This is a genomic window from Azospirillum agricola, assembly GCF_017876095.1.
In the GTDB taxonomy this organism is placed as follows: Bacteria; Pseudomonadota; Alphaproteobacteria; order Azospirillales; family Azospirillaceae; genus Azospirillum; species Azospirillum agricola.
The window spans coordinates 100009-125794 of sequence record NZ_JAGINM010000020.1 but is presented as its reverse complement, the minus strand read 5'-3'; the positions used below and the strand labels follow the sequence as shown (position 1 = coordinate 125794).

The 25786-nt window shown below is 69.2% G+C and carries 33 protein-coding genes and 1 pseudogene; 28 read left to right on the top strand and 6 right to left on the bottom strand.

Features of this window, described 5'->3' with window-relative positions; translation table 11 throughout:
- Window positions 1-18: 18 nt before the first annotated feature.
- The 3 genes from J2847_RS25570 to J2847_RS25560 all read left to right on the top strand — a co-directional run bounded on the left by J2847_RS25570 (window position 19) and on the right by J2847_RS25560 (window position 3219).
- Window positions 19-1320 carry an ABC transporter substrate-binding protein gene (locus J2847_RS25570; protein WP_209781604.1) on the top strand — a complete coding sequence of 434 codons (1302 nt, stop codon included), beginning with the start codon at window positions 19-21 and terminating at the stop codon, window positions 1318-1320.
- Between the two features lie 114 nt (window positions 1321-1434).
- Entirely contained in the window at window positions 1435-2184 is a 750-nt protein-coding gene (locus J2847_RS25565) for a GntR family transcriptional regulator (RefSeq protein WP_209781603.1), read from the top strand.
- A gap of 183 nt (window positions 2185-2367) precedes the next feature.
- Window positions 2368-3219, top strand: coding sequence for an aldo/keto reductase (locus J2847_RS25560; RefSeq protein WP_209781602.1), 852 nt, complete (start codon window positions 2368-2370; stop codon window positions 3217-3219).
- 82 nt (window positions 3220-3301) lie between these two features.
- Here J2847_RS25560 and J2847_RS25555 read toward each other — a convergent pair whose 3' ends face one another.
- Entirely contained in the window at window positions 3302-4324 is a 1023-nt protein-coding gene (locus J2847_RS25555) for a hypothetical protein (protein WP_209781601.1), read from the bottom strand.
- Window positions 4325-4567: 243 nt separating this feature from the next.
- Here J2847_RS25555 and J2847_RS25550 point away from each other — a divergent pair, with 243 nt between their 5' ends.
- A complete protein-coding gene (locus J2847_RS25550) occupies window positions 4568-5761 on the top strand; it encodes a glycosyltransferase family 9 protein (protein ID WP_209781600.1) in 1194 nt (397 codons plus the stop codon).
- 7 nt (window positions 5762-5768) lie between these two features.
- Here J2847_RS25550 and J2847_RS25545 read toward each other — a convergent pair whose 3' ends face one another.
- Complete coding sequence (locus J2847_RS25545; protein ID WP_209781599.1) at window positions 5769-8447, bottom strand: tetratricopeptide repeat protein; 2679 nt, start codon at window positions 8445-8447, stop codon at window positions 5769-5771.
- 184 nt (window positions 8448-8631) lie between these two features.
- On the opposite strand from J2847_RS25545, the gene J2847_RS25540 reads away from it, so the two are divergent.
- Window positions 8632-10689 carry an NAD(+) synthase gene (locus J2847_RS25540; RefSeq protein WP_209781598.1) on the top strand — a complete coding sequence of 686 codons (2058 nt, stop codon included), beginning with the start codon at window positions 8632-8634 and terminating at the stop codon, window positions 10687-10689.
- 180 nt (window positions 10690-10869) lie between these two features.
- Window positions 10870-11622 carry a sulfite exporter TauE/SafE family protein gene (locus J2847_RS25535; protein ID WP_209781597.1) on the top strand — a complete coding sequence of 251 codons (753 nt, stop codon included), beginning with the start codon at window positions 10870-10872 and terminating at the stop codon, window positions 11620-11622.
- Between the two features lie 3 nt (window positions 11623-11625).
- On the opposite strand, the gene J2847_RS25530 is transcribed toward J2847_RS25535, so the two are convergent.
- Both J2847_RS25530 and J2847_RS25525 read right to left on the bottom strand, forming a co-directional pair.
- Complete coding sequence (locus J2847_RS25530) at window positions 11626-12336, bottom strand: nitroreductase (RefSeq protein ID WP_209781596.1); 711 nt, start codon at window positions 12334-12336, stop codon at window positions 11626-11628.
- 109 nt (window positions 12337-12445) lie between these two features.
- Window positions 12446-13195: an SDR family oxidoreductase gene (locus J2847_RS25525; RefSeq protein WP_209781595.1), complete on the bottom strand. Its 750-nt coding sequence runs from the start codon at window positions 13193-13195 to the stop codon at window positions 12446-12448.
- A gap of 205 nt (window positions 13196-13400) precedes the next feature.
- Here J2847_RS25525 and J2847_RS25520 point away from each other — a divergent pair, with 205 nt between their 5' ends.
- On the top strand, window positions 13401-13598 hold the full coding sequence (locus J2847_RS25520) for an AraC family transcriptional regulator N-terminal domain-containing protein (RefSeq protein WP_209781594.1): 198 nt from the start codon (window positions 13401-13403) through the stop codon (window positions 13596-13598).
- Window positions 13599-13708: 110 nt separating this feature from the next.
- Here J2847_RS25520 and J2847_RS25515 read toward each other — a convergent pair whose 3' ends face one another.
- Together J2847_RS25515 and J2847_RS25510 are read right to left on the bottom strand one after the other, a co-directional pair.
- Window positions 13709-13987, bottom strand: a complete 279-nt coding sequence (locus tag J2847_RS25515; protein ID WP_209781593.1) for a hypothetical protein — start codon at window positions 13985-13987, stop codon at window positions 13709-13711.
- A 659-nt stretch (window positions 13988-14646) separates the two neighbouring features.
- Window positions 14647-15198 carry a hypothetical protein gene (locus J2847_RS25510; RefSeq protein ID WP_209781592.1) on the bottom strand — a complete coding sequence of 184 codons (552 nt, stop codon included), beginning with the start codon at window positions 15196-15198 and terminating at the stop codon, window positions 14647-14649.
- A gap of 118 nt (window positions 15199-15316) precedes the next feature.
- On the opposite strand from J2847_RS25510, the gene J2847_RS34995 reads away from it, so the two are divergent.
- From J2847_RS34995 to J2847_RS25410, 21 genes and pseudogenes are all read left to right on the top strand, one after another.
- The gene (locus tag J2847_RS34995) at window positions 15317-15628 is read left to right on the top strand and encodes a helix-turn-helix domain-containing protein (protein ID WP_209781591.1); all 312 of its coding nucleotides are present in this window, start codon (window positions 15317-15319) and stop codon (window positions 15626-15628) included.
- Window positions 15629-15655: 27 nt separating this feature from the next.
- Window positions 15656-16354, top strand: coding sequence for a phage regulatory CII family protein (locus J2847_RS25500; protein ID WP_209781590.1), 699 nt, complete (start codon window positions 15656-15658; stop codon window positions 16352-16354).
- A 6-nt stretch (window positions 16355-16360) separates the two neighbouring features.
- Window positions 16361-16564, top strand: a pseudogene (locus J2847_RS34990) (DNA-binding protein); the annotation flags it as partial.
- Window positions 16565-16576: 12 nt separating this feature from the next.
- Window positions 16577-18547: a DDE-type integrase/transposase/recombinase gene (locus J2847_RS34310; RefSeq protein ID WP_325169480.1), complete on the top strand. Its 1971-nt coding sequence runs from the start codon at window positions 16577-16579 to the stop codon at window positions 18545-18547.
- A gap of 63 nt (window positions 18548-18610) precedes the next feature.
- Entirely contained in the window at window positions 18611-19375 is a 765-nt protein-coding gene (locus J2847_RS25490) for an AAA family ATPase (protein WP_209781588.1), read from the top strand.
- Window positions 19372-19980, top strand: coding sequence for a hypothetical protein (locus J2847_RS25485; RefSeq protein WP_209781587.1), 609 nt, complete (start codon window positions 19372-19374; stop codon window positions 19978-19980). Before J2847_RS25490 ends, J2847_RS25485 begins: the two co-directional genes overlap by 4 nt.
- Window positions 19977-20330: a hypothetical protein gene (locus tag J2847_RS25480; protein WP_209781586.1), complete on the top strand. Its 354-nt coding sequence runs from the start codon at window positions 19977-19979 to the stop codon at window positions 20328-20330. Before J2847_RS25485 ends, J2847_RS25480 begins: the two co-directional genes overlap by 4 nt.
- Window positions 20327-20674 carry a hypothetical protein gene (locus tag J2847_RS25475; RefSeq protein WP_209781585.1) on the top strand — a complete coding sequence of 116 codons (348 nt, stop codon included), beginning with the start codon at window positions 20327-20329 and terminating at the stop codon, window positions 20672-20674. Before J2847_RS25480 ends, J2847_RS25475 begins: the two co-directional genes overlap by 4 nt.
- Complete coding sequence (locus tag J2847_RS25470) at window positions 20671-21066, top strand: hypothetical protein (RefSeq protein ID WP_209781584.1); 396 nt, start codon at window positions 20671-20673, stop codon at window positions 21064-21066. Before J2847_RS25475 ends, J2847_RS25470 begins: the two co-directional genes overlap by 4 nt.
- On the top strand, window positions 21063-21245 hold the full coding sequence (locus tag J2847_RS25465) for a hypothetical protein (protein WP_209781583.1): 183 nt from the start codon (window positions 21063-21065) through the stop codon (window positions 21243-21245). The genes J2847_RS25470 and J2847_RS25465 overlap by 4 nt, the downstream gene beginning before the upstream one ends.
- 7 nt (window positions 21246-21252) lie before the next feature.
- The gene (locus tag J2847_RS25460) at window positions 21253-21789 is read left to right on the top strand and encodes a host-nuclease inhibitor Gam family protein (protein ID WP_209781582.1); all 537 of its coding nucleotides are present in this window, start codon (window positions 21253-21255) and stop codon (window positions 21787-21789) included.
- 8 nt (window positions 21790-21797) lie between these two features.
- Window positions 21798-22151, top strand: coding sequence for a hypothetical protein (locus tag J2847_RS25455; protein WP_209781581.1), 354 nt, complete (start codon window positions 21798-21800; stop codon window positions 22149-22151).
- Complete coding sequence (locus tag J2847_RS25450) at window positions 22144-22410, top strand: hypothetical protein (RefSeq protein ID WP_209781580.1); 267 nt, start codon at window positions 22144-22146, stop codon at window positions 22408-22410. Before J2847_RS25455 ends, J2847_RS25450 begins: the two co-directional genes overlap by 8 nt.
- The gene (locus tag J2847_RS25445) at window positions 22410-22745 is read left to right on the top strand and encodes a hypothetical protein (protein ID WP_209781579.1); all 336 of its coding nucleotides are present in this window, start codon (window positions 22410-22412) and stop codon (window positions 22743-22745) included. Before J2847_RS25450 ends, J2847_RS25445 begins: the two co-directional genes overlap by 1 nt.
- Window positions 22746-22788: 43 nt before the next feature.
- The gene (locus J2847_RS25440) at window positions 22789-23133 is read left to right on the top strand and encodes a hypothetical protein (protein ID WP_209781578.1); all 345 of its coding nucleotides are present in this window, start codon (window positions 22789-22791) and stop codon (window positions 23131-23133) included.
- On the top strand, window positions 23130-23324 hold the full coding sequence (locus J2847_RS25435) for a hypothetical protein (RefSeq protein WP_209781577.1): 195 nt from the start codon (window positions 23130-23132) through the stop codon (window positions 23322-23324). Before J2847_RS25440 ends, J2847_RS25435 begins: the two co-directional genes overlap by 4 nt.
- On the top strand, window positions 23321-23572 hold the full coding sequence (locus tag J2847_RS25430) for a hypothetical protein (RefSeq protein WP_209781576.1): 252 nt from the start codon (window positions 23321-23323) through the stop codon (window positions 23570-23572). The genes J2847_RS25435 and J2847_RS25430 overlap by 4 nt, the downstream gene beginning before the upstream one ends.
- Window positions 23565-24413, top strand: coding sequence for a ParB/RepB/Spo0J family partition protein (locus tag J2847_RS25425; RefSeq protein WP_209781575.1), 849 nt, complete (start codon window positions 23565-23567; stop codon window positions 24411-24413). The genes J2847_RS25430 and J2847_RS25425 overlap by 8 nt, the downstream gene beginning before the upstream one ends.
- Entirely contained in the window at window positions 24413-24679 is a 267-nt protein-coding gene (locus J2847_RS25420; protein ID WP_209781574.1) for a hypothetical protein, read from the top strand. The genes J2847_RS25425 and J2847_RS25420 overlap by 1 nt, the downstream gene beginning before the upstream one ends.
- Complete coding sequence (locus J2847_RS25415; RefSeq protein ID WP_209781573.1) at window positions 24676-25125, top strand: regulatory protein GemA; 450 nt, start codon at window positions 24676-24678, stop codon at window positions 25123-25125. Before J2847_RS25420 ends, J2847_RS25415 begins: the two co-directional genes overlap by 4 nt.
- Window positions 25122-25706, top strand: a complete 585-nt coding sequence (locus J2847_RS25410; RefSeq protein ID WP_085557927.1) for a hypothetical protein — start codon at window positions 25122-25124, stop codon at window positions 25704-25706. Before J2847_RS25415 ends, J2847_RS25410 begins: the two co-directional genes overlap by 4 nt.
- Window positions 25707-25786 lie beyond the last annotated feature (80 nt).

Here is a 25786-nt window from a genome sequence, read left to right as displayed (position 1 = left end):
AGAGAGGGAGGGACGATCATGAACAAGCCCGTGTCGAAGCCCATCGCGCGCGCGCTCCTGGCGGCCACGGCCGTCCTGGCGCTCGGCGGGTCCTTCTGGCCGGCCGCCTCGGCGGCGGCCCAGTCCGGCGCCGCCCAGCCGGCCGCCGCCTCCACCCCGGCCGCGGCCGGGCCGATCCGCATCGGCGTGCTGACCGACCTGTCGGGCTCGCTGGCCGACCTCAGCGGGCGCGGCAGCGTCGAGGCGGTCAAGATGGCGGTGGAGGATTTCGGCGCCTCGGTGCTCGGCCGCCCGGTCGAGGTGCTGGCCGCCGACCACCAGAACAAGGCCGATGTCGGCACCCAGATCGCCGCCGACTGGTACGACAACAAGAACGTCGAGGTCATCATCGACCTGCCCAACTCGGCGGTGATGCTGGCGATCCAGGAGCTGACCCGGCGCAAGAACAAGATCGTCTTCGGCACCGCCGGCGGCTCGTCGGACTTCACCGGCAAGGCCTGCTCGCCCAACGGCATCCACTGGGTCTACGACACCTACGCGCTGGCCGCCGGCACCGGCAAGACCATGGTCAAGCAGGGCGGCGACAGCTGGTACTTCATCACGCTCGACTATTCCTTCGGCCTGTCGCTGGAGCGCGACACCGCCGCCTTCGTCACCGGGGCCGGCGGCAAGGTGCTGGGGGCGGCGCGCCACCCGCTGAACAGCGCCGACTTCTCGTCCTACCTGCTCCAGGCGCAGTCGAGCAAGGCGAAGGTCGTCGGGCTGGCCAACGCCGGCGGCGACCTGATCAACACCGTCAAGCAGGCGGCCGAGTTCGGCGTCACCCAGCAGGGCCAGAAGCTGGCCGGGTTGCTGATGTTCCTGTCCGACATCCACGCGCTGGGGCTGGCGACGGCGCAGGGGCTGGTGCTGACCGAATCCTTCTACTGGGACCAGAACGAGGGGACGCGGGCCTTCTCCAAGCGCTTCTTCGAGCGGACCGGGCGGATGCCGACCATGGTGCAGGCCGGCAACTACGGTGCCATCACCCATTACCTGAAGGCGGTCAAGGCGGCCGGGACGTCGGAGACGGCGGCGGTGATGAAGACGATGCGCGACACGCCGATCAACGACTTCATGACCAGGGACGGGCGCATCCGCGAGGATGGCCGGGTGCTGCGCGACATGTATCTGTTCGAGGTGAAGACCCCGGCGGAATCGAAGGGGCCGTGGGACTATTACAAGCAGCTCGGCACCGTCGCGGCGGCCGACGCCGCCCGGCCGCTGGCGGAAAGCGAGTGTCCCCTGGTCCGCAACGCCGCGTCCGCCGCCAAGCCCTGAGCAGGGGGCGGCGTGCGTGGTCGGCCATGTCTTGCGTCCCCGGCCCGGGCGCGTTAAGCCAGGACCGGGGACAAGGCCGAGGACAGGGCCGGGGACAGGGACGGGAGCGGTGCCGTGACGGATGCGGGCAACCAGACGGACGCTGGGCGGATCGAAACCGGGCAGGCCGAGACGGCGCCGGCCGGGTTCGCGTCGATGGCCGACCAGGCCTACGCCGCGATCGAGGAACTGATCGTGTCCGGCATCCTGCCGCCGCGCGGCTTCGTCTCCGAAAAGCAGCTCAGCGCCCAGACCGGCATCGGCCGCACGCCGGTCCGCGAGGCGCTGAAGCGGCTGGAGCTGGACGGCATGGTCACCATCGTGCCCTCGCGCGGGATCATGGTCACCGAGGTGGACGTCAAGCTCCAGCTCTATGTGCTGGACGTCCGCCGCGAACTGGAGCGGCTGATCGCCCGCCGCGCCGCCCGCTACGCCCTGCCGGCGGAGCGGGAGCGCTGCCGGGCCATCGCCGGCGAGATGCTGGACGCCGCCCGGTCGGAGGACGGGATGCGTTTCATGCATCTCGACCAGGAGGTCAACCAGCTTCTCGACCAGTGCGCCCGCAACCCGGTGGCGACCCAGACCATCCGCCCCCTGCGGTCGCTGTCGCGGCGCTTCTGGTTCCAGAACCACCACGCCCATTCGGGCAGCCTGGAGGACGGCGCGCGGACCCACGCCGAGCTGATGCTGGCGATCCACAAGAGCGACGTGGAGGCGGCGGCGGCGGCGTCGGACCGGCTGATGGCCTATGTCGAGGCCTACGCGCGCGAAACCTTGCGCTACCCGTTCGCGGACCATTCGTCCGCGGACCGGGCGGCGCGGTAGCCGCTCGCGCCGAACCGCGCCGGGGCACCAGCACATCGGGGACGAGGGGGCCGGCGTCCGTTCCATCTCGCGGAAAAGGAGCCCAGCCCCCGAAGAGGGAATCGACAATGGCGCGGTCGCGCGCCAGCCTGGGGCCGGTCGCAGTCTCCGGCCGAAGCCTCCAGTCACAGCGGGAGCCCCGTCATGAAGCGCATCACCCTGCCGGACGGCGCGTCCGTTCCGGTGCTCGGCCAAGGCACCTGGATGATGGGGGAGCATCCCGGCCGGCGGCGTTCGGAAATCGCCGCCCTCCAGGCCGGCATCGAGCATGGGATGACCCTGATCGACACCGCCGAGATGTACGGCGACGGCGCTTCCGAGGAGCTGGTGGGCGAAGCCGTCGCCGGCCGCCGCGACGGGCTGTTCCTGGTGACCAAGCTGCTGCCGAGCAACGCCTCGCGCGCCGGCACCCTCGCCGCCTGCGAGCGCAGCCTGAAGCGGCTGGGGGTCGAGCGCATCGACCTCTATCTGCTGCACTGGCGCGGCGGGGTGCCGCTGGCCGAGACGGTGGAGGCGTTCGAAGCCCTGCGCGCCGCCGGCAAGATCGCCCGCTGGGGCGTGTCGAACTTCGACGTCGACGACCTGGAGGAACTGGGCGAGGAGTTGGGGGGCGGCACCGCCGCTCTGAACGCCTGTGCCGTCAACCAGGTGCTCTACAACCCCGAACACCGGGGCATCGAGTTCGATCTGCTGCCGTGGCAGCACACGCGCCGCATGCCGGTGATGGCCTATTCGCCGGTCGGGCAGGGCGGCGCCCTGCTGGGCTCGGCGGCGCTGGCCGGCGTGGCGCGCCGCCACGGCGCCACCCCGGCGCAGGTGGCGCTGGCCTGGGCGCTGCGCGAGGGCGGGGTGCTCGCCATCCCCAAGGCGGGCACCCCGCAGCACGCCGTCGAGAACGCGGCGGCGGCCGGCCTGACGCTGACCGTTCAGGACGTCGCCGACATCGACGCGGCCTTTCCGCCGCCGCGCCGCAAACGGCCGCTGGCGATGATCTGAGCCGCGGCGGCCGGCGGCGGACCGACCGGCGCGTTGTACCGGTAACGCCTTTCGGACCGGGGGCGGGCCGGCCCCGCGCGTCTCACACCCGGCCCGGATGATCGGAATCGAGCAGGGCCTCGACATGGGCGACGACCGGGCCGAGCAGCGCCGGCCAGTCGTTGTCGCGGCGCTCCAGGAAGGCGTTGCGCACGCGCTCCTGCTCCCGCGCGACGCCCTCGGGACCCAGTTCGTGGAAGATGCGCCGCAGGCCGGCGCGGTTGCGCTCCATCAGCGCCGGGTCGTAGGACCAGGTGAAGTCCGCGTTCCCGGTGCCGTCCCACCAGTCGTCGTGGCCGTAGACGGCGAATCCCGACAGCAGATACTCGATCATGTTGATCGGCCCGGTTTCCGAGAAGGAGGTGTTGGCGACGATCTGGAAATGCTGGCGCAGGAAGGCCATCAGGTCGGCCCGCTTCTTGTCCACGTAGGGCACGACGCTGAAATCGGCGTTCTCCCGCAGGCCGAGATCGCGCAGGGTGGCGATCAGCTCCGCCGAGTTCTTGCGGGGGCCGCCGTGATAGACCAGCATCCGCACCTTGGGCGGGATCGGAACGGCGCCGTGCAGGCGGGAGAACTCCGCTTTGTCGATCGGGTGCGGATGGACCGACAGGACGCGGGCCATCGACGCCATGTGATCGTGGCACGCGGCGACCTGCGGGTCGCGCGCCGCGACGCGGCGGATCGCCACGTCGTTGCTCAGCACCACCAGCGCGTACTGGCCGCGCAGCCAGCCGTCGGCTTCCGCCACCGAATCGACCGGGGCGTTCAGCCCGTGGCGGCGGAAGGCGGCGTGCCGCCACTTGTCCACGTCGAAGTTGGAATTCTCGATCAGGACCGACCGCTTCCACGTCCGCAATGCCGGGTGGGGGGTGAAGGACACCAGCACGTCGCGTCCCCGCGGCTCCAGCGGTGCTTCCCAGGGCGAGAAGGCCACCCGCCCCCCGAAGCGCCGGGCCAGCGCGTGGAAGACGAAATGGCTGAGCTGGGCATGCCAGTGCAGCGCGGCCGCCGGGTAGGCGTCCGGCCCCATCGGGAAGGAGACGTGGATGGTCGGGCCGCTCATCGGATCCCCCCTCGATTCCTCGGCGGGCCGACCGGCGACGCGCCCCCGCAAGCAGGGCGGCGATCATCCTGCGGCGCCCCTTCCGATGCAAGAGGGTCGAGCGGCCCTCCGGCGATTGCCGGGACGCGGCCCGGGACGCGGCTTTTCCCGCTTGTCCGTCCGGCGCCCCGCCGCCATGCTGGAAGGGCCCGGCGGCCTTCCGCCTCCGGCCGTTTCCCTCCCGCGCAGCGGACCACCCAGCGCATGACCGCGTCACCAGCGTCCACCCCGGCTTCGACCTGGGTGCCCATTCCGCCCGAAACGTTGAAACGCGCCGCCCGCATCCTCGTCATCAAGCTCGACGAGCTGGGCGATTTCATCCTCGTCACGCCGTTCCTGCGCGGCCTGCGGGCCGCCGCCCCGCAGGCGCGGATCATGATGGCGGTCACCGCTCCCGTCCTGGCCCTGGCCGACGGCTGTCCGGACGTGGACGCGCTGGTGACGCCGGTGGGCGACGTGGCGGGTGGGCGGTTCAGTTTCCGAGGGCGCACGCCGGACGAGTTGCAGGCCTTCGCCGCCGCCTTCCGCGCCGGTTTCGATCTTGTCGTCACCCCGCGCTTCGACGTCGACCGCAACGGCGCCGCGACCCTGGCGGCGGCCAGCCGCGCGCCGGTCCGGCTGGGCTATTCGGAAAGGGTGACGCCCTGGAAGGCCGAGGGCAACCGGGGCTTCGACGCCGCCTACACCCATCCGCTGGCCGCCGGGCCGGTGCGTCACGAGGTCGAGCGCAACCTCGATCTTCTGGCGGCGCTGGGCGCCGCCGACCCCGGCGGCGGGGTGGTGGACCTACATCTGACCGCCGCCGAGCGGGAGGCCGCCGACGGCCTGCTCGGCGGATTCTCCGGCGGGAGACCGCGCCGTCTCCTTGCGGTCGCGCCGACCACCGTCATTCCCCGCAAGAACTACCCGATCGACCGTTTCGCGGCCCTGGCCGGCCAGACCATCCGCGAGCTGGGAATCGACGGGGCCGTCCTGCTGGGAACCGTCGACGGAGCGTCGCGCGCGGCGAGCCTGTCGGCCGCGCTGCCCTGCGCGACGCTCGACCTGACCGGGCGCACCGGCGTCCGCGAGGCCGCGGCGGTCATCGCCGCCGCCGACGCGCTGCTGGCGGTGGACACCGGACCCGCGCACATGGCCGCGGCGGTGGGCACGCCGGTGGCCGTCCTGTTCTGCCAGCCGGAGGGGGGCGATCCGCGGAGCCCCTACGCGCCGGAGCGCTTCCGCCCCTGGGGACGGGACGTGCTCGTCCTCCAGCCGCCGCACGCCACGGCGCCCTGCACCGACAAATGCCTGTCGTCGGAGTCCCATTGCATCGCCGCCATCGATCCCGCCACGGCGGCGGCGCGGGTTGCCGGCTTTCTTGCACGGACGCTGGACGGACGCGCGCCGCGCCGCTGAGCTGACCTCAGCGGGACAGGTCGATGGCGGCGGGGGGCAGGCCGGCGCACCAGCGCCGCCACGCCGCGCGGAACCCGGCCTCGACCGCGCGGGCGTAGCCGGCCTCGTCCATCAACGGGGAGGCCGCCACCCGTCCGCGCAGATCCGCCCGCAGATCCGCCAGGAAGGCGCGGTCGGTGGCGAGACGGACGCCGAGGGCGAGATACTCCTCGTCGCTCTCCGTCACCAGCGCGTCGAGCCCGACCGTGTGCAGCAGGGTGGCGCCCCAGCGCGAGATGGTCGCCGCGCCCGCCCGGTTCAGCACCGGCACCCCCATCCACAGCGCGTCGCAGATCGTCGTCCCGCCGTTGGCGAAGACCGGGTCGAGGGCCACGTCGGCGCGGACGTAATCCTCGTAGGGGTCGGGGGTGATGCCGCGCAGGAGCAGCCGTTCCGCCCCCACGCCTTCGGCGGCGAAGGCGGCGAGCAGCCGGCGCTCCAGCCCGCTTCCGTTGCCGCCGCCCAGCCCGCGCCATTTCAGCAGCAGCCGCGCCTCGGGGGCCGCGCGCAGCAGCCGGGCCCACAGGGCGATGGTCGCGGCGTCGACCTTGGTGACGTTGTTGAAGGAGGCGAAGGTGAACACCCCCGCCGTCTCGGCCGGCGGGCGGAAGGGCGGAACGAAGGCCGAGTCCGCCGGGCGGTAGCACAGCACGCAGTCCGGCAGGCGGATCAGCTTCTCGCTGTGCCGCGCGTCGGCGAAACAGGGGGCGGAGGGCGGGGCGATGCGCGGGTCGGCGAGCTGGTAATCCATCGCCGTCAGGCCGGTGGTGTTGGGGTAGAGCGGCAGGCTGAGCTGGAGCGGAGCCGGGCGGCGCAGGAACAGCGGCATGCGGTTGCGCGACATGTGCCCGCCGCAATCGACCAGCAGGTCGATGCCGTCGTCGCGGACCAGCCGTTCCAGCTCGGCGTCCGACAGGCCGGCGACGCCGCGCCAGCGGTCGGCCGCCGCCTTGAAGCGCGCGGTGGCCTCGTCCTCGCGCCGGTCGTTGTAATAGCCGGTCACCTCGACCGCCGCGCGGTCGTGCCGTTCGAGCAGCGGCAGCAGGAAGTGGTAGCCGGGGCCGGGGTAGCGCTGGAAGTCCGGCGACAGGTAGCCGACGCGCAGCCGGCGCTCCGGATCGCGGGCGGTCGCGGCGAAGCTGGGTTCCGGAAGCGGAACCGGCGCCACGAAGCGCTCGAAGCGGCGATGCTCCTCGAACACGGCGTCGGGCGGGGCGTCGGCGACGAAGCACAGGCAGAACAGCAGGTTGGAGCGGATCGCCGCGTCGCCCGGCCGGATCGCCAGCGCGGCCCGGAACGCCTCCACCGCTTCGGCGTTGCGGCCCAGCGCCATCAGCGCGGCGCCGAGGTTGGAACGGGCCAGCGCCTCGTGATGCCCGGCGCCGAGCGCCAGGGCGCGGGCGTAGAGCGGGATCGCCTCCTCGAAGGCGCCGCCGTCGAGGCGCTGGGCGCCGCTGTTGATCCAGCCCATCGCGTTGCCGGGGGCCAGCGTCAGCGCCCGCCGGTACCACGCCTCCGCCTCCGCGTCTCGCCTGGCCCGGTGGAGGATGGAGCCGGCGTTGGCGGCGATGTCGGCGTCGCCCGGCGCGGCGCGCGCCGCCCGACGCGCCGCCCGACGTGCGGCGTCCTCCGCCCCCTGCGCGGCGAGCGCCAGCCCCAGCCCGGACAGCGCCGTGGCCGAAGCGGGCGCCAGCGCCAGCGCGCGGCGGAACCAGCCGGCCGCGTCGGCGGGCCTGTCGTCCAGCAGGGCCGTCGCCAGCGCCAGCGGCGCGTCGGTTTCGCCGGGACGCAGCGCGGCGGCGCGGGCGAGCCAGCGCACCCCCACCTCGCGGTCCGCCGCCGGCCCGGCTGCCCGCGCCAGCGCGGCGCCGAGGAGCTTCGCCGCCTCCGCGTGGTCGGGAACCAGCGCCAGCAGCGGGCGCCCGCCCGCCGCCGCGACGCGCGGGTCGCCGTTGGCATGGCCGAGGGCCAGGATCTGCTCGCGCGCCTGGAGCAGGGCCGGGGCCGTCCGCGCCGCGACCTGGAAGGCGGCCAGCGCGTCGGCCCGACGCCCGGCGTCGCGCAGCGCGACGCCCCGGTTGTAGGCGGCCAGCGTCGATCCCGGTGTCAGGGCGAGGGCCCGGCCGTACCAGACGGCGGCGGGCAGCGGCCGCCCGAGATCCTGGAGCGCGTCGCCCAGCCCCAGCGCGCTGCCGGCCTCGCCGGGCAGCAGGGCGAGATGGCGCCGGAAGGCCGCCGCCGCCGGGCCGGGCTGCCCGGCCTCGGCGCGCGCCGCTCCCTCCCGCCGGTGGTGGTCCGGGGCGAGCGGGGCGAGGCGCGCGGCGGCGGCGTGGGAGTCCGCGGCCTCGGCCCAGCGGCCGGCGCCCTCCAGCAGGCCGGCGAGGCTGGCGTGGAAGGCCGGCTGCCCTCCGTCGCCCTTCACCGCCCGGCGGATCAGCTCGATGCCGCCGTCCGGGTCGCCGTTCCGCCCACGGATCAGGCCCAGAAGATGCAGCGCGTCGACCTGTCCGGGATTCCGCCGCAGCACCTGCTCATAGAGGGGGGCCGCCTCGGCCAGCCGGCCGTTCTGGTGCAACGTCACGGCGCGGACCAGCAACGCCTGGAGATCGACGGCCGGCGTCAGACGGTTGCTGGACTTCGGGCGCATCGCGGATCCTCGTGACGATGCGGCGGATCATGCCGGTGCGCGTCCGGCGATTGCAAGAGCGACGCTTCCCCGCGACGGCGTGGACCGGGCATCGACCGGGCGTGGCGCGCGGGGCCTGACGGAACGCAAATATTTGCTATGGTGTTGGTCCAATCAGGGGCCGGCAGCGCAGGGCACACGGGTCATGACCTTCACCTCGATCTACCGTCACGGATTCGCGCGGGTGGCCGCCTGCACGACGCGTTGCACGCTGGCCGACCCGGACGCCAACGCCGCCGCGATCCTGGACTCGGCGCGGGCCTGCCACGACGACGCGGTCGCCGTCGCCCTGTTTCCCGAGCTGGCGCTGTCCGGCTACGCCATCGACGACCTGCTGATGCAGGATCCGCTGCTCGACGCGGTGGAGCGTGCGGTGGTGCGTCTGGTCGAGGCGTCGGCGGATCTGCTGCCGCTGCTGCTGGTCGGCGCGCCCCTGCGCCACGACGGGCGGCTCTACAACACGGCGGTGGCGATCCATCGCGGGCGGCTGCTGGGCGTGGTGCCCAAGATCCATCTGCCCAACTACCGGGAGTTCTACGAGCGCCGCCACTTCGCCTCGGGCGAGGGCACCGGCGGTGGCCAAATCCACATCCGGGGCGGGGTCGGCGCGCTGTCCGCCCCCTTCGGCCCCGACCTGCTGTTCACCGCCGAGGACCGGCCGGGGCTGGTCGTCCACGCCGAGATCTGCGAGGATCTGTGGGTCGCCGTGCCGCCGAGCGGCATGGCGGCGCTGGCCGGGGCCACCGTGCTGGCCAACCTGTCGGCCAGCAACATCACCATCGGCAAGGCCGACACCCGGCGCCTGCTCGCCAAGTCGCAGTCGGCCCGCGCGCTCGCCGCCTACCTCTACTCCTCGGCCGGGGTGGGGGAATCGACCACCGACCTCGCCTGGGACGGGCAGGCATCGATCTTCGAGAACGGCGAGACGCTGGCCGAGACCGATCGCTTTCCCGACGGCGCCCAGATGGCGGTCGCCGACGTCGACCTCGACCTGCTGCGGCAGGAGCGGCTGCGCCAGGGCACCTTCGACGACAACCGCCGCCTGCACGGGGCGGCGACCGGGGCCTTCCGCCGGGTGGCCTTCCGGCTCGACCCGCCGTCGGCCGACGTCGGCCTGCGCCGGGTGGTGCCGCGCTTCCCCTTCGTGCCGGCCAACCTGGAGCGGCTCGACCTCGACTGCTACGAGGCCTACAACATCCAGGTCGCCGGGCTGGTGCAGCGGCTGCGCGAGGCGCGGGCCGAAACGCTGGTCATCGGCGTGTCGGGCGGGCTCGATTCGACGCACGCGCTGATCGTCGCCGCCCGCGCCATGGACCGGCTGGGGCTGCCGCGCACCGCCATCCTCGCCTACACCATGCCGGGATTCGGCACCAGCGCCGGCACCAAGGGCAACGCGTGGCGGCTGATGCGCTCGCTCGGCGTCACCGCCCGCGAACTCGACATCCGGCCGGCCGCCAACCAGATGCTGGCCGACATGGAGCATCCGGCCGGGCGAGGCGAGCCGGTCTACGACGTCACCTTCGAGAATGTGCAGGCCGGGCTGCGGACCGATTACCTGTTCCGGCTGGCCAACCAGCACAACGGCATCGTGCTCGGCACCGGCGACCTGTCGGAGCTGGCGCTCGGCTGGTGCACCTACGGCGTCGGCGACCAGATGTCGCACTACAACGTCAACGCCGGCGTGCCGAAGACGCTGATCCAGTACCTGATCCGCTGGGTCATCCGCTCCGGCCAGTTCCAGCCGGAGGTGCTCGACACGCTGGATTCGATCCTGAGCACGGAGATCTCGCCCGAACTGGTGCCGGCGGCGGAGGGACAGGCGATCCAAAGCTCCGAATCCGTGGTCGGCCCGTACGAGCTTCAGGACTTCACCCTGTTCTACGTGCTGCGCCACGGTTTCCGCCCGTCGAAGATCGCCTTCCTGGCCCGCCACGCCTGGGGCGACCCGGCCAAGGGCGACTGGCCGGCCGGCCACCCGCGGGACAAGCGGCGCGGCTACGGGCCGGCGGAGATCCGTGACTGGATGCGGGTGTTCCTGCGCCGCTTCTTCGGCTTCAGCCAGTTCAAGCGCTCGGCCATGCCGAACGGGCCGAAGGTGTCGGGCGGTGGCTCGCTGTCGCCGCGCGGCGACTGGCGGGCGCCGTCCGACGGCAACGCCCGCGTCTGGCTGGAGGAGCTGGAGCGCGAGGTCCCGGTGGAATAGGCCGGACCGGGCGTATCGATGGGTGACGGCGGGAACGGCGAAGGCGGCGGTGAAAGGGGGGGCTTGTCCGCCGCTCCCGGAACCGATTAGGGTGCCCGCCGGAAAACGGATGGAACGGCGCCCGATGGCCTCCCGGTGGACAGTCTTCCGGCTGACGGCCTGCTGGCTGGCGGTCTCCTGATGGATCCCGTGTTGTGGAGCATCGCGCTCGGAGCCGTCCTCGCCGGATTCGTGCAGGGGCTGTCCGGCTTCGCCTTCAGCATGGTCGCCATGTCGGTCTGGGCCTGGACGGTCGAACCGCAGCTCGCGGCGGTGCTTGCCGTGTCCGGCGGGCTGACCGGGCAGGTGATCGCGGCGCTGTCCGTCCGGCGGGCCTACGACCTCGGGACGCTGCTGCCGTTCCTGCTGGGCGGGGTGGTCGGGATTCCGCTCGGCGTCATGCTGCTGCCGTCGCTGGATGCCCGGCTGTTCAAGCTGGGGCTCGGCACGCTGCTGGTGCTGTGGTGCCCCGTCATGCTCTTCGCGCGGCAGCTTCCGCCGATCCGCGCCGGCGGCCGGTTGGCGGACGGCGTGGTGGGGCTGATCGGCGGCGTGATGGGCGGGGTCGGCGGCTTCACCGGCGTGGTCCCAACGCTGTGGTGCAGCCTGCGCGGGTTGGGCAAGGACACCCAGCGCGGCGTGATCCAGAACTTCAATCTGGCGACGCTGGCCGTCACCATGGCCGCCTATGTCGCGACCGGCACGCTGACCGCCCGGATGCTGCCGATGTTCGCCGTCATGGCCCCCGCCATGGTGATCCCGACGGTCCTCGGCGCCCGGCTCTACATCGGCATCAGCGAGGCGGCCTTCCGCAGGATCGTGCTGGTGCTTCTCACCGCCTCCGGCGTGGCGCTGCTGTCCTCGGCGGTGCCGTCGCTGCTCGGCCGCGCGTAGCGGTCAGAATCCGACGAAGCGCGTGAAGCCGGCCGCCGGCTCGCGTTCCGTCGCGAAGCCGTTCTCCGGTGCCGACCAGTCGGCGTGGCCGAGCGCCATGCCGCAGGCCAGGATCTCCGCGTCGGACAGGGCGAGATGCCGCCGCACGATGGCGTGGCGGTAGCAGAAGGCGGCCTGCGGGCAGGTTTCCAGCCCGAAGCCGCGCGCGACGATCATCACGTTCTGCATGAACATGCCGAGGTCGAGCCAGCCGCCCTTGCCCATCACGCGGTCGATGGTGAAGAACAGCCCGACCGGCGCGCCGAAGAGGTCCCAGTTGCGGCCGTGCTGGCGGGCCATGCGCTCGCGGTCGCCCTTGGCGATGCCGAGCGCGCCGTAGAGATCCCACCCCACCTTCCGGCGGCGGGCGAGGTAGGGCTCCGTCCAGTTCTCGGGATAATAGGCGTATTCGGGCTCCTCCGGGACGCCGGCCTCGTGATCGGCGAGCAGATCGGCCGACAGCGCCGCGCGCGCCGCCCCGGCGACGGCGTGCACCTTCCAGGGCTGGATGTTGGAGCCGCTGGGCGCGCGGGCGGCCAGATCGAGGATGCGCTCCACCGTCTCCCGGGGGACCGGCGTGGCGGTGAAGGCGCGGACGCTGCGCCGCCCGGCGACCGCGTCGAAGACGGACAGAGGATTGGCGGGGGAGTCGGTGGGATCGGTGACGCTGTCCATGCCGGCGGTGCTCTCCCTCGCTGCGCGGACCGGCCGGGCAAAGCCGGGCCGGGGGCGCAGGATCGGGCGGGGAAGGGGCTTTTGGCAACCCCTCTTCCGGCGGGCGTGGTCAATAGGGGCTGGCGGTCGGGCGGACGATCAGCTCGCTGACGTCGACCTCGGCCGGCTGCGAGACGGCGTACAGCACGGCCCGCGCGATGGCGTCCGCCGGGATGCAGATGCGGCGGAAATCCTTCATGCCCTCGCGGCTGCCGGGGTCGGTGATCGTGTCCGCCAGCTCGGATTCGGTGGTGCCCGGCGACACCACGGTGACGCGGATGCGGTCGGTCTCCTGCCGCAGCCCGTCCGAGATCGCCCGCACCGCGTATTTCGTCGCGCAATAGACGGCGGCGGTCGGGTAGACCGCGTGCCCGCCGATGGAGGACAGGTTGACGAACTGGCCGAAGCCCTGCGCCTCCATGATCGGCAGGGCCGCCGCGATGCCGTGGAGGACGCCGCGGATGTTCACGTCGATCATCCGGTCCCATTCGTCGAGCTTCAGGGCGGACAGCGGCGACAGCGGCATGACGCCGGCGTTGTTGACCATCACGTCGAGGCGGCCGAAGCCGTCGCGGGCGGCGTTGACGAAGGCCTCCATGTCGGCCCGGTCGGTGACGTCGAGCGCCCGGACGCGCACGCTGCCGCCGGCCCCGGTGATGGAATCGGCGATGGCCTGGAGGCGGTCGAGCCGCCGGGCGCCCAGCACCACATGGGCGCCGTTGGCGGCGAGCAGCCGCGCGGTGGCCTCGCCGATGCCGCTGCTGGCGCCGGTGATGGCGACGACCTTGCCGGCGAGGAGGGTGGAGGTGGTGGAGGTCATGGGGATGATCCTTTCCGCTTGGGCAGGGCGCCGCTGCGGCGCCCCGGAATGGAGCCAACCATGACCGGACCGGCGGGGGCGGCGGTAGACCAGACCTCGCCGTCTCTTGCACGATCCTCCAAAGCGGCGGGCCGGAGGATCACGGCTGTTGCGGCCCGGCCGGCGGGCGCTATCCTTCCAACCGGACGATGACGGAGGAAAATCCATGACGTCTCCGGACAGGCTGGCGGCACCGCTGGCGGCGCTGATTGAACGATACGCCGGGGAAGACGGCGTCCACGCCACCGCCCTGCCGCGCGTCGTGCTGATCCGCTCCTCGCGGCCGACCGAGCCGCTGCACACGCTGCACGAGCCGGCGCTGTGCATCGTCGCGCAGGGGCGTGTAAAGGGATCAATGGTTTGACGTAGGTTGACGGTGGGATTTGGCGGGATTTTCGGGGATAAACTGGGACGCGGAGGGTTGGAAACATTGAGTTTTCCGGCCTCCGCGTCCTTTCAACGTCAAACCATCCTTCACCGTTCAGTGGTATCGGTTCGCGCCACATGGTTTGACGTCGCGTCATTGATCTCCGCGCGGACGAGGCGCAGTTCATAAATCAGGTCGAGTTGTCCAGAGCGGAGAGAGCCAAGTCCTATAATTACGGCGCCACCGATGAGCGCAACGATACCGGCAATTGGACCAAAAACGGGAATTGCAAAAAGAGCAACTCCACTTATCATAAGAAGCAACCCTGCCAATGTTAGAAAACCAGCTGTGATAGATGTTGCTCGCTGAATTTTGGAGTTTTCCATTTTTGCATCCCATTTTGGATGTTGTCTGTTGCGTTTTGCGAATTAGGTGCGGAAGTGGTCGGAACAGCCACTTTTTCTATCGTGATCGCAATGATAGTCTGGGGAAGCAAACCGCGATCTGGAACGGGGAAGTCTGTGCCAGCCAGCCTTTGATGCGAAACACAGAAATCGACGACGAGCGTCCCTCTCAGCCGCCAGGGTTTGCAGGATAGATGCTAACTCTGCGGTTTCGGTGGGGGTTATCGTCGGCGGGTAACCAACCATTGGCACACTCCATGCTATTCCGGCACCGCCGCGCGCGGCAGAGCTGGGGGAGGGGCCTCATCGAGACCCTTGATGTTGTTCTCTCAAACGGGTGTGCCCACGCCCGCGACCGGGGTTACCAGCCCCGGCCCCGCTCTTCATCAGCGACATACGTAAGTATGTCACCTAGGTTGTGCGGAGCGAAAATATTGCCACCGATAAATTTAAAAAAGCAAGATACCTACTGCAACATTTAGAAATGTTACGCGACACGCGGAAGCGTTGCCGCGTGTCCGAACCACCAGCGATGAGAAATCTGCTCAGCCTAAACGCATTCCACATCCGATAGTTTTGGTTTAAGAACCATCGGGCGTCGACCAATATGTATGCGCATTAACACGATAAGTTTTCGATATTCAGTCGATAAGGCCAACGACTTCTGACAAAATTGGGTGTGCAGCGATGTCGACTGGATGATCGACAGCACGTAGGTGCATCGGCAATTCGCTTCCAGACTCGATAAGCTGCTCCCGCCAGCGCGAAAGAATTCTATAGAATATGACAATCATGCGTGCTTTCTGGGCAGGCTGAGGTTTCAAATCTTTATGGCGCAGATATATTTCCAAGCCCTGCACTAAGTTATTCAACAAAATTTCGCCGGTTGATCCAGAGGTATCTGAAGATAAACTGGATCGATCTCTTTGAAGCATTGCTCCTTCACCTGTGGCAATCCAATCCAAGGACACGCCCTTTGCTATACAAAGGCGTGCCATTGTGTCGAAGAACGGACGATTTAGCGCTTTCAGCTGCCTTGAAAGCTGCTCAGGCGTAATGCCTGCGGCCTTGGCTGCCAAAGTTTTCGTCTCGAATAAGCGAACCACCGCATCCATGCGGGTTGCCAATTCGGAGCCGGAACCGACAACCCCGGTTTCCGGTTCGTCGCGAAGCGACCGGTCCGCATTAGCCATTGTAAATCCTTAATTTTTTCCGTGGCGACCCTCTGACAAGGGTCATCCGATCCGGCAACGGTTTCCAGATCGAAAGTTTGCCTTGAATGCCGTACGCTTTCGGGGTACGACAATATCCATGTCAATTGACGTGACAAGAATGCAGGCGAAACAACACAACAATCAGGTCCCCGCTGACCTACCCCGCCGGACCCAATGGATCCTTGGTGAACTGAAGCTTGCGGGCAGCAGCCTTGCTGCTATCGCGCAGGAGCTTGGCTGCACGCGACAGGCTGGTGCACTCGCTTTGAGGATGGGGTCGGTCCGCTGGGAGCAAGCCATTGCGGCAAAGCTTCGTCTGCCGGTGCAGGCCCTGTTTCCTGATCGCTATGACGCCGCAGGAATGCGGCTTCGGCGCACCCGCCCCGTGCCTTCACGGGAGGCTGCGTAACGTCGCCGGTAAAGCTGGCCTACAGCCATGGTTGCCGACGCCCAGTTGAGAAGCAGCCCGGTCATCCGGACCAAAGCCAAGGACAGAGGCGCCGCTCCAGACCTGACCGCCACACACAAACCAGCCACGGCGGGTGCCAAGAAACGTTCCGTATCAACGTCGAACAGAGCAGCCCGTAGTTTCATTTCATCCTCCGAAATCATGCTTCCGGACGTTCTCAGAGCAACCGCCACAGGCACAACGGGAACAACGATGTCTAAATCCCCCTACAAGCAACGTCGCCCTGGCACTCTGAAGGCGGCTGTCGCGGATTTGATCGAACAATGCGGTGGTTACCCGCGTGCTGCGATGGTCGCGCGGGTTAGTCGCTCGCAGCTCTTCCGTTACTCCAACGACAGCGAGGAGGACGTCAACTCGCACATGCCGGCCGATATCGTTGCCGCACTGGAAAGGTATTGCGGCTCTCCGGTTGTCACAGAATGGCTGGCGGTAGAAGCCAACTGTACACTTCTTCCCATCGCAATTGATCCGGAAGCCGAAGCGATCCCGAAAAATGTTGGGCAGATCGCCCAACATGCCTCAAGCCTGTTTGCTGAATTTGCCACCGCCTTTGGTGATGGCCGCATCGACGAACTTGAAGCCGGCCGCATGCTTGAAGCCGGTGACGCAATGCTCCGTGAATACATGAACCTGCGGCCGGCGCTGACCGGTCGCACACGGGCTTGATGTGTCATGACGACGGAATGGCGCTCTCCCACTAAATGGGCAGCCTTGGGCCTCCCAGGGATCCCTGGATCGAAGCAAGGTTTTCTGAAGCGGGCGCAGGCTGAAGGCTGGGGGCCTACCCGTCCTCGGAGAGGACGCGGCGGCGGCCTTGAATACCACGTTTCATCTTTGCCGGAAGAAGCACGGCTAGCGCTGGGCCGGCAGGCGGCATCCGATGCGGTGGTGACTGCCGTTCCGGCCTTGCCCGCCGTCGCCAAGGCTCCTGTGTCCGCTCTGCCCAGTACGCTCGAAGCCCAGTTCCGACAGGACTACAAGCTGGCGATCCTGCTCGCCTTCGACCGGTTCAAGGAAGCCAGCGGCGACGCCCTGACGCCCGCCCGCCACAAGTTCGTCGGGTTCTACAACGCCCGGCAGATCGACGTGCCGGATTGGGTCCGCGCCGCCAGCCCGACCATCAGCATGTCGACGCTGGAACGCTGGGCGAAGGCCCGTGCGACGGGCGACGCAGCGGGCCTTGCCGGTCGCTATGGCAATCGCAAGGGCACGGGCGTGCTCGACAGCGCAGTCATGGACGTCAAGAGCTACATGGTCGCCGTGCTGGTGGAGAACCCGAACCTGTCGATGCAGGCTGTTCGCCAGCTCCTCGTGCAGCGCTTCGGCGAGGATCTGGAACTGTTCGACGGCACGAGCCGTCCGATGCCCAGTGAGCGGCGCTTGGGCGTTCTGTGGCAGGACTGGAAGGCCAAGAACCGCCAGCTTCATCTAGCGCTCACCAATCCCGACGAATGGAAGAACCGCCACCGCGCCGCAGTCGGCTCCTACAGCGAGGGCATCGAGCGACCCAACCAACTCTGGGAGATCGACGCCTCTCCGGCCGACGTCATGCTCACAGACGGGCGTCATTCCATCTATGTGGTGGTGGACGTCTACACGCGCCGGATCATGGTGCTGGTCACCAAGGTGCCCCGCACCTCGGCCGTTCTGCTGCTGATCCGCCGCGCCGTCCTGGCCTGGGGCATGCCCGAGGCGATCAAGACGGACAACGGATCCGACTTCGTCAGCCGCGAGGCGGAGCGCGCCTACTTCCTTCTCGGCGCCGCCCATCCGACCTGCACCCCCTACAGCCCCGAGCAGAAGCCGCACGTCGAGCGCGCCATCGGCACCGTGCAGCATTCTTTCATGCCGCTCTTGCCGGGTTATGTCGGCCACAACGTCGCCGCCCGTCAGGCCATCCGGTCACGCGAGACCTTCGCCAGCCGGATGGGCGAGGCCGACGCCGACGTCTTCCAGGCGCAGCTGACCGGCCTGGAGCTTCAGAACCTTTCCGACACCTGGGTGGAGAACGTCTACCAGCACCGGCCCCACGAAGGGCTGGGCGACCGTACCCCCGCCGCCCTGGCCGAGAGCTGCGCCGGCCGGGTGGCGCGGCTGGTCGATGAGCGCCAGCTCGACCTGCTGCTGATGCCGGCCCCGGACGGTGGCGACCGCGCGGTCGGAAAGAAGGGCATCCGGGTCGAAAACGCCGATTTCTGGGCGGTCGAGTTGATCCCCCACATCAACACCGGCGAGCGCTTCGACGTCCGCCTCGACCCGGAGGACATGGGCCGGGTGTGGGTCTACCGACCCGAACCCTTCGAGTTCCTGTGCATCGCCGAGAACCCGGAGCGCGCCGGCTTGTCCCGTGCCGCTCTGGCCGCCGAGGCCAAGGAACTGCAAAGGCAGTTCATCGCTGCCGGAAAGGCCGCCCTCCGCACCGCCAAGACAAAATTCAAGCCGCACGAGTTGGCCGACGCCCTGATCGGCAAGCCGGCGGCCACCGTCACCGCGCTGCCCACCGCCGCGCCGCCGCCGGTCGCCGCCCTGCCCCCGCCCGCTCCGACCTCGGTCGGCCTGATCGCCACCCAACGCGCGCTCACCGCCGCCGCCCCGGCCGCACCCCGGCCGCGCGACGAGGCCGAGCAGGCCCGCACCGCCGACATTGCCCGCCGGATCGCCGCCCCGGCGGCGGCGGCCGAGAAGCCGGAGGATCGTTGGTGGCGCCGGGCGGTCGAGATCGAGGCGCGGATCGCCGCCGACGCCGAGATCAGCGAAGAGGATCTCGACTGGCTGCACACCATCGAAACCGCCGCTTGGTATCGCGCCCGCAAGAACGATGCGGCACGCAAAGCCGGTTTCGCCCGCGCCGTGGATTAACGCAGATGGCCCGCGCGTGGGGCGCGCGGACCGTCCACAGAAACGAAGTGAGAAGACACCACCATGTCGAAAGCAAATCGATCCCGCAAGTCCGCAAGCTTCGCCCCGCTGCGCAACCTGACGCTGATGGAGGAGCTGGTGATCAAGTTGCGGACGCGCCGCCCCGATGTCCCTGGCCTTGGTGTTTTCCACGGCCGGAGTGGTGACGGAAAGAGCCGTGCCGCCGCCTGGGTCGCGGCCTCGGACCACCTTGCCTACTACGTTGAAGCCAACGACTTTTGGACGTCGCGGGCGATGCTTCGCGCCATTGTCGACGCCATGGGGCTGGCCTTGCCCCCTCATGCGACCAACAACGAGCTGGCGGCCAAGGTCGCCGAGGAGCTGGAGGCCAGCCGGCGCCCGCTCATCATCGACGAGGCCGACCACTTGGCCAAGAAGGACATGATCGACAAGGTCAGGGCCTTGCACGACATGGCGGCACCGGGCACGGCGTCCATCATCCTCATCGGCGAAGAGGGGTTGCCTCAGAAACTCCAGCGCTACGAGCGTTTCCACCGCCGTGTGCTGGATTTCGTCGCCGCCGAGCCGTGTGACCTCGACGATGCCCGCCAGTTGGCCGGCCTGTACTGCCCGCGTGTGGAGGTGGCTGACGACCTGCTGGAGCAGCTGCTCGACCAGACCTATCGCTCGACCGGCCGCGTTGCGGTCAATCTGGTGGCGATCGCGGACTATGCGCAGGGCGAGGGCCTGAGACAGATCGATCGCGCCGCCTATGCCGGCCAGCGGATCAATACGGGAGCGGCACCGGCCGTGCGGCGGTTCGCATGACAGTCGAAGTCGCTGACAAGACGAAAAATCAAACACGCTACACCCGGCATGTCTTCGGTTCGCGCCTTTGTTGGCACCGCATGCGGAAATTGAAGGTCTTTTCGATCCGTGATCTGTTGGTGCCGGGTGTTTCCATTCCTGTTGCGAGATCCTTCCTTGGAAAGACGGTCACTGCTGGGCTAGTTCGCATCAAAACCGAACAGCGGCGCATCTCCGGAGACGAAGTTGCGCCACGGACCTATGAGCTGATCAAGGATGTTGGACGGCGCTGCCCGCACTTTGGCCGAGCTGGTGCGCTGGACCTGACACCCAAGCCAAATGAGCGCCTTTGGGCGGCCATCAAACCCCTGCGCGCCGGTTGGACCATCACGGAATTGGCCTCGCTGGCTCGGGTCAATCCCGCAACCACCGGCAACTATGTGACTGCACTCCGGAATGCAGGCTACATCGAAACCTTGGTTCGTCCCAAGAACAGCCCTGTGGGGGGCAATGAGGGGCGTTACCGCCTGAAACCCTCTATGGACACCGGCCCGGATGCGCCTTTGCGGCAGCAGGACGGGACACTCTTCGATCCGAACCTGTCGGTCGGAGGCGAAGCTCCATGAGCGCGCATCTGAGCAAAGCCGAACGCGCCTGGAAGGGCACTCCGCCTCCCTTCGTCGTCGCCCTGGCCGAGCTGGCCGACCGCTCCGGCCTTGCCGCTGCCGGTGCCGCCATCGGCTACGGCAAGGCCGCCGTGTCGCTGGTGCTATCGGCGCGTTACGGCGCCGGTCTCGGCCGGATCGAGGCGGCGGTCAACGAGAAGCTGGGTATCTCCACCGTCTGCCCTGTCTTGGGCGACATCACCGAAGAGCGCTGTGCCCGTGAGCAGGCTGGTGCCCAGCGCAACCGCTCACTGCTCGGCGGCATGCTGCGCAACGCCTGCCGGGATTGTCCACGGAGGAACCCGTCATGAACACCGCGCCCAACGTCGTCGCGTCGTCCCTCGACGCGCTCGCCGCCCAGCTCCGCCAGTTGGTCAACCGTCCGTCTCAGCAGGCCCCGGCGCAGACTGCTGCACTGGCCGACCGCGTCACCGCCCTCGGCGTCCAGATGCGCGGGGTGGACTTCCGGCGCGGCGTCCGGCTGGGACAGGTTGCCGAGGCGTTGCGTGGCCGCGCCGTCGCCCGCGTCTACTTGCCCTTGCCGGCCGAGGAGTTGAACACGCTGGTCGAGATGCTGGAGGCGGCGGCCGAGATCGCCCGCGCTGCCGGCCGCCGCACGGTCGTCCACCACCAGCATGGTGGAGACGCGGCATGACCGTCCACGTTTCGCCGAAACCCGACGACCTGGTTGAGATCGACATCCCCGGCGAGAACGGCAGGGCGATCCAGATCGTCACCCGCCGGATCGTTACCGTCCGGGATCACGGCGATGCTCGCTGGACGTGCCTGCTGGCCGACCCGGCGACCGGCGTTCTGTCGGTCATCACCATCGCTCCGGCGGAACGCGGACAGTGGGTTGGCGTCCAGCCGCCCCTGTCGATCGATGGGGCGGTCCACGTCGCCCGCAGTATTCTGGCCGGCGTCACCCTGCACCGCAGCGTCACCGAACAGATGCGCGTTCTGTCGGAAGCCGTGCTGCTGTTGACCGGCCAGCATCGCGCCACCGGCCATCCGGTCGCCGCGCGCGCCGCCGGTGCCCGTTCATGACCGCCGCTCGCATCCAGGCGGCGCTCTACGGCGCCTTCAGCCTCCCGGTTCCCCCGGTCCCGCCGGTGCCGGCCGACCCTCACCAGTTCCCCGCCATCTTCGCCCGTCCGGTGAAGACGGCTCTCACCCCCCAGCGTCTCGCCGTTGGCGGGACCATCACCACCGCGCCCACGAGGTAATCTGTCCATGGCCCCGAGAACCACCCGCACGAAGGCCCTCGCCGCCACCGTGCACATCCCCCAGAGCCGCGCCGAAGCCGTCGACGCCATCGCGGAGATCGGCCAAGCCCAGCGCGAGCTGCTGCGCATTGAAGCCGCCATGAACGACGACCTGTCGTCGATCAAGGAGCGCTACGAAGAACAGGCCCGCCCGTTCCGTGACAAGGTGAAGTCGCTGACCGCCGGCGTTCAGACGTGGTGCGAAGCCAACCGGTCCGTCCTGACCGACGGCAACAAGACCAAGACCGTCAACCTGTCGTCGGGCACCGTCAAATGGCGCCTCACGCCGCCGTCCGTGAAGGTTGGGCGCGGCTTGATGACCGCCGTCCTGCTGGCGCTCCGCAACGCTGGCCTTGCCGACCTCTTCATCCGCACCAGCGAGGAGTTGAACAAGGAAGCCATCCTCGCCGCGCCGGACAAGGTGAAGGGGATCGACGGTCTCAGCATCCATCAGGCCGAGGAGTTCGTGATCGAACCCTTCGCCGAAGAACTCGCCAGCGCGTGAGGCGAAGCATGGCTCACATCCTCACCTTCAGCGAAGCCGACGCGCTGACCTGCGACCCGTTCGACGGCGACTTCGGCGACCTGGGCACGCGCCGGGTGTCCGACACCATGATCACGGTGGCCGAGCCGCCCCGCTGCCACACCTGCGGCGGCACGCTGACCCCCGGCACCCGCTGCCGGCATCTGGTCGAGCAGACCGGATCCGAAGAGGACGGCGACGAACCCGAAACCATCAAGCGGACGGAATACCGGTTTTGCCAGCACTGCTGCTCGGCCATGGCGCGCGACGCCAAGGACGGCGGCGACCGCCTCGGCAGCCGGATCGCCCGCATGGTCCAGAACCGGGAGCGGTCCCATGGCTGAACGCCCGACCTTCGACGAGGCGGTCACCCACTGGGTGCGCCTCCGGATTGGAGAGCTGATGGGCCGGAGCGGTGAAGCCGCCCTGGTCGCCGTCACGCTCCGCATGCGGGTCGGCCTGCTGCTGACCGCCCCCGCCATCGAGGCGCTGGAAACCGCCATCACCGACCGCTGGCGGGTGACGCTGGTGGTTTCCGCCGGCAACACCGTGGCCGATCTCGCCACCGCCATCGTCACCGCCAGCCAGAGGAGCGCCGCGTAATGTCCTCCATCATCCGCCGCCTCCACGAGGATGGAAAGCGGACGCCCGGTGTGCGCCCCGAGGTTTCCGCCGCGACCGCCGGCCTTGCCCCGGTGGAAGCCCGCTACGGCTTGGCTCAGACGCTGGATGCCATCCTGTCCACCTATCTGACCGTGACCTGCACGTTGGGCGCGACCTACGACGTCACGGCGATCGACGCCGGGATCGTCAGCTTGGAGGCGGCGGCCCATCAGTTGCGCACCGCAAAAGCCGCCATGCTCGGTGGTACCGCCCCCGAGGGTGCCATCGTCAAGCTCGGCGCCACCACCACCATCCACGCCGAGGGCCGGGCCTGACCGCCCTCGGACACGCCGCACCCCCATAAACAGGAACCGCATCATGGCTAAGAAGAACGCCTCCCTGGTCGTCGAAATCGCCGAGATCACTGGTCTGCGTCTGAGCGACGACGCCTGCCCCAAGCTCGAAAAACTGCTGGCCGAGGTCGGCACCCGGCTGGCGGCCGACTATCCGGCCCCGGTCGTCGGCAACGCGGGTGTCATGGAGAACACCGCCATCCAGCGCATGGAAAAGCTGATCCGCAAGCTGGAGCGCGCGCCAAACGGGAACGGCGCTCGGTCCGAACTGCTCGCCGTTGCGGCCTGCCTCCTGGCGCGGGTGTGTGCGCTCGATCTTGCGAGCGGCGAGGTCATGGTCCCGATGGGCCGGATGGAGGGCCGGGCATGAGTGCACGCCACGACGTGCCGGCGTTGCTTGCCGAGGTAGACGGTCTGCCCAACCCGGACCGCTGCCTGCTATCGCACAACGAACGTGAGTTGATCCTGTTCTGCCGCCGCCTGGGCGAGGCGTTGCGGGCGGAACATGACCTCGCCGGTTGGAACCGCCTGGGGAAGGCGGCGGAAGGGCTGATGCCGTGACCGTCTCTCCAGCGGCCTTATCCATCACCGTCTTCGACGGTGTCGTTCCCATCCTGCTGGTGGCTGGCCTCCCCGGCCATCCCGAGGAAGTCGAGTTCCTGATCGACGGACCGCACGTCCGGACCCTCCGGCGGGTGCGCGGTATTCCCGCGCGCCTCCCCGAGCGTCCTTGGGCCTCCGGTCTCCCCGACCTCGCCAATTTGCTGCGTTCCGCCAGCACGGCGGACATGGAGATCATCAATGTCTGATCCGCACGCACAGCCGACCGCCGGCGACCTCGCCGCTCTCGGTCCATCCCCATCCTTCGGCTGGTTGTCGCTGGATGCTCTCATCGTCGATCCCCGCTATCAGCGTGACGCCTCCTCCACACGGAGCCGTGGCCTCATCCAGCGCATCGCGACCGAGTTCACATGGAGGAACTTCCAGCCGCCAACCGTGGCCCCGCTCGACGATCACCGTTACGCCATCCTCGACGGTCAGCATCGCGTCGAAGGCGCCCGCGTGCGTGGACTGCCGGAGGTGCCCTGCTACATCGTTACCGCGCCGGAGCTGCGGGAGCAGGCGGAAGCCTTCGTCTCCGTGAACCGGGACCGGGTCGCCGTTGGTTCGTTGCAGCTCCATTACAGCCGGATCGTTGCCGCCGACCCCGAGGCGCTCCGCGTGCAGGCGGCCTGCGAAGAAGCCGGCATCGTTATCGCCCGCCGGACCCGCGCCGCCACCGACCTTGCTCCGTTGGAGACGATGGCACTGAAAACCATCACCGTCCTGCTGCGGAGCTACAACGACGCACCGGTCGTCGACGCCCTGCGCCTGCTGGCCGAAGCCTTTCCAACCATACCCGGCCAGATCACCGGGGCGGCCATAAAGGCCCTGGTTCATTTCTTTCTCTGGCACGCAGAAGCGGAGATCGACTGGTCGCGGCTGGTCACCACCGTCGCCGACCATCACATGCCCGAACTGGAGGAGGCCGCCCGTGCCAGTCGGGCCTTGTTCGGCGGCAAGACCCACATCGCCATGAGCGCGGCCATCACCCGCGCTTACAACAAGGGCATGCGCGACCAGACCAAGCGCCTGCCGGAGCAGGTCTGATGACTCGACAGCTCGACCTGTTTCGCAAACCACGTCGCCCGGCCAAGCGCAATCCCCGCACGCTGTTCGTCTTCGACGCCGGCAACCCCGGCCCGACCAACCGGGCTCACGTCCGATTGGCCTGCGACGTGTGCGGCCACAAAACCGACTGGGTGCCGGAGCGAAGCGAGACCGCCGAGAAAGCCGGCCGCGTCTGCCCCAAGTGCAAGGGCGACCCGGCCAACGTCAAACCATCCGCCGCCACGGAGGCCGCGCCCACGCCATGACCGGAAACGTCAAACCATCCGCCGAAGCCGCACGCCGTCGCGACCTCGCCGCCATCCACGCCATGTGGAAGGAGCTGGCCTTGTCGGAGGACTGCTACCGCGCCCGCGTGTCGCAGGTCTCCGGCGGCCGGACCGACAGCGCCGGCGCCCTCACCACCCGTGAGCGTGTCACCCTCATCAACGCGCTGAAGGGCTTGGGCGCCGGCCAGAAGCGGGGCCGTCCGGTGCGCCCGGCCCTGACGCAGCAGCAGCGCAAGGTGCGCGCCATGTGGCTGGCCCTGGCCGACAGCGGCGCCGTCAGCGACCGCAGCGAAGCCGCCCTGGCCGCGTGGCTGAAGACCCGGATCGGCGTCGACGCCCTGCAATGGCTCCAGCCGGCCGACGCCGGCCGCGCCATCGAGCAGCTGAAGCGCTGGACCGAGCGCACCGGAGAGCCGACGCCATGACCACGCCCCGCTTACCCATCCGCAACCTGCCGGGCGTGCTGGCCGACGTGCAGCGCCTGTGCGGCGACGGTGTCGCCGTCCGCTTCGCGGCGGCCTTCGGCGACAGCAAGCTGTACATCCCGAAGGTGGCCCGCCTGCGCGACGATCACCCGCTGGTGCAGACGCTCGGCCGGCGGGCCGCGCGCCTGATCGCCTCCCGGCTCGGCGGGGAGGAATACCCCATCCCCACCGGCCGCTGGTCGATCAACCACCACAACGCCCGCCTGCTGCGTCTGGCCGGCTGGTCGTCGCGCCCGATCGCCCGCGCCCTGGCGCTGCGCGAGGGCACCGTCGATCGGCTGACCGACGATCTGGAACCGGCCTACCCGGCGCCGCAACCGGTGACGCTGCGGTGCCCCTGCTGTGGGCGCGTCTACAAGCTGACGCCACCGGCCGAGGAGGTCACCCCGGTCGCGGCGGCCGAGGCCGACGACGCCTTCCTTGCCCGCCAGCCGCCGCTGCTGCTGGCGGCCGTCACCACCGGCAAGCTGTCCGTGGCCGACCTGCGCCAGCTGGACGCCGCCACCCGGAAAGCGCCCTGACGCCATTGCGCGTTACGGGTGCGTTGTAACGCATAATTCGGTTGCTGCACCGGCTGCCCCGCCCTGATCGCCGACAGGTC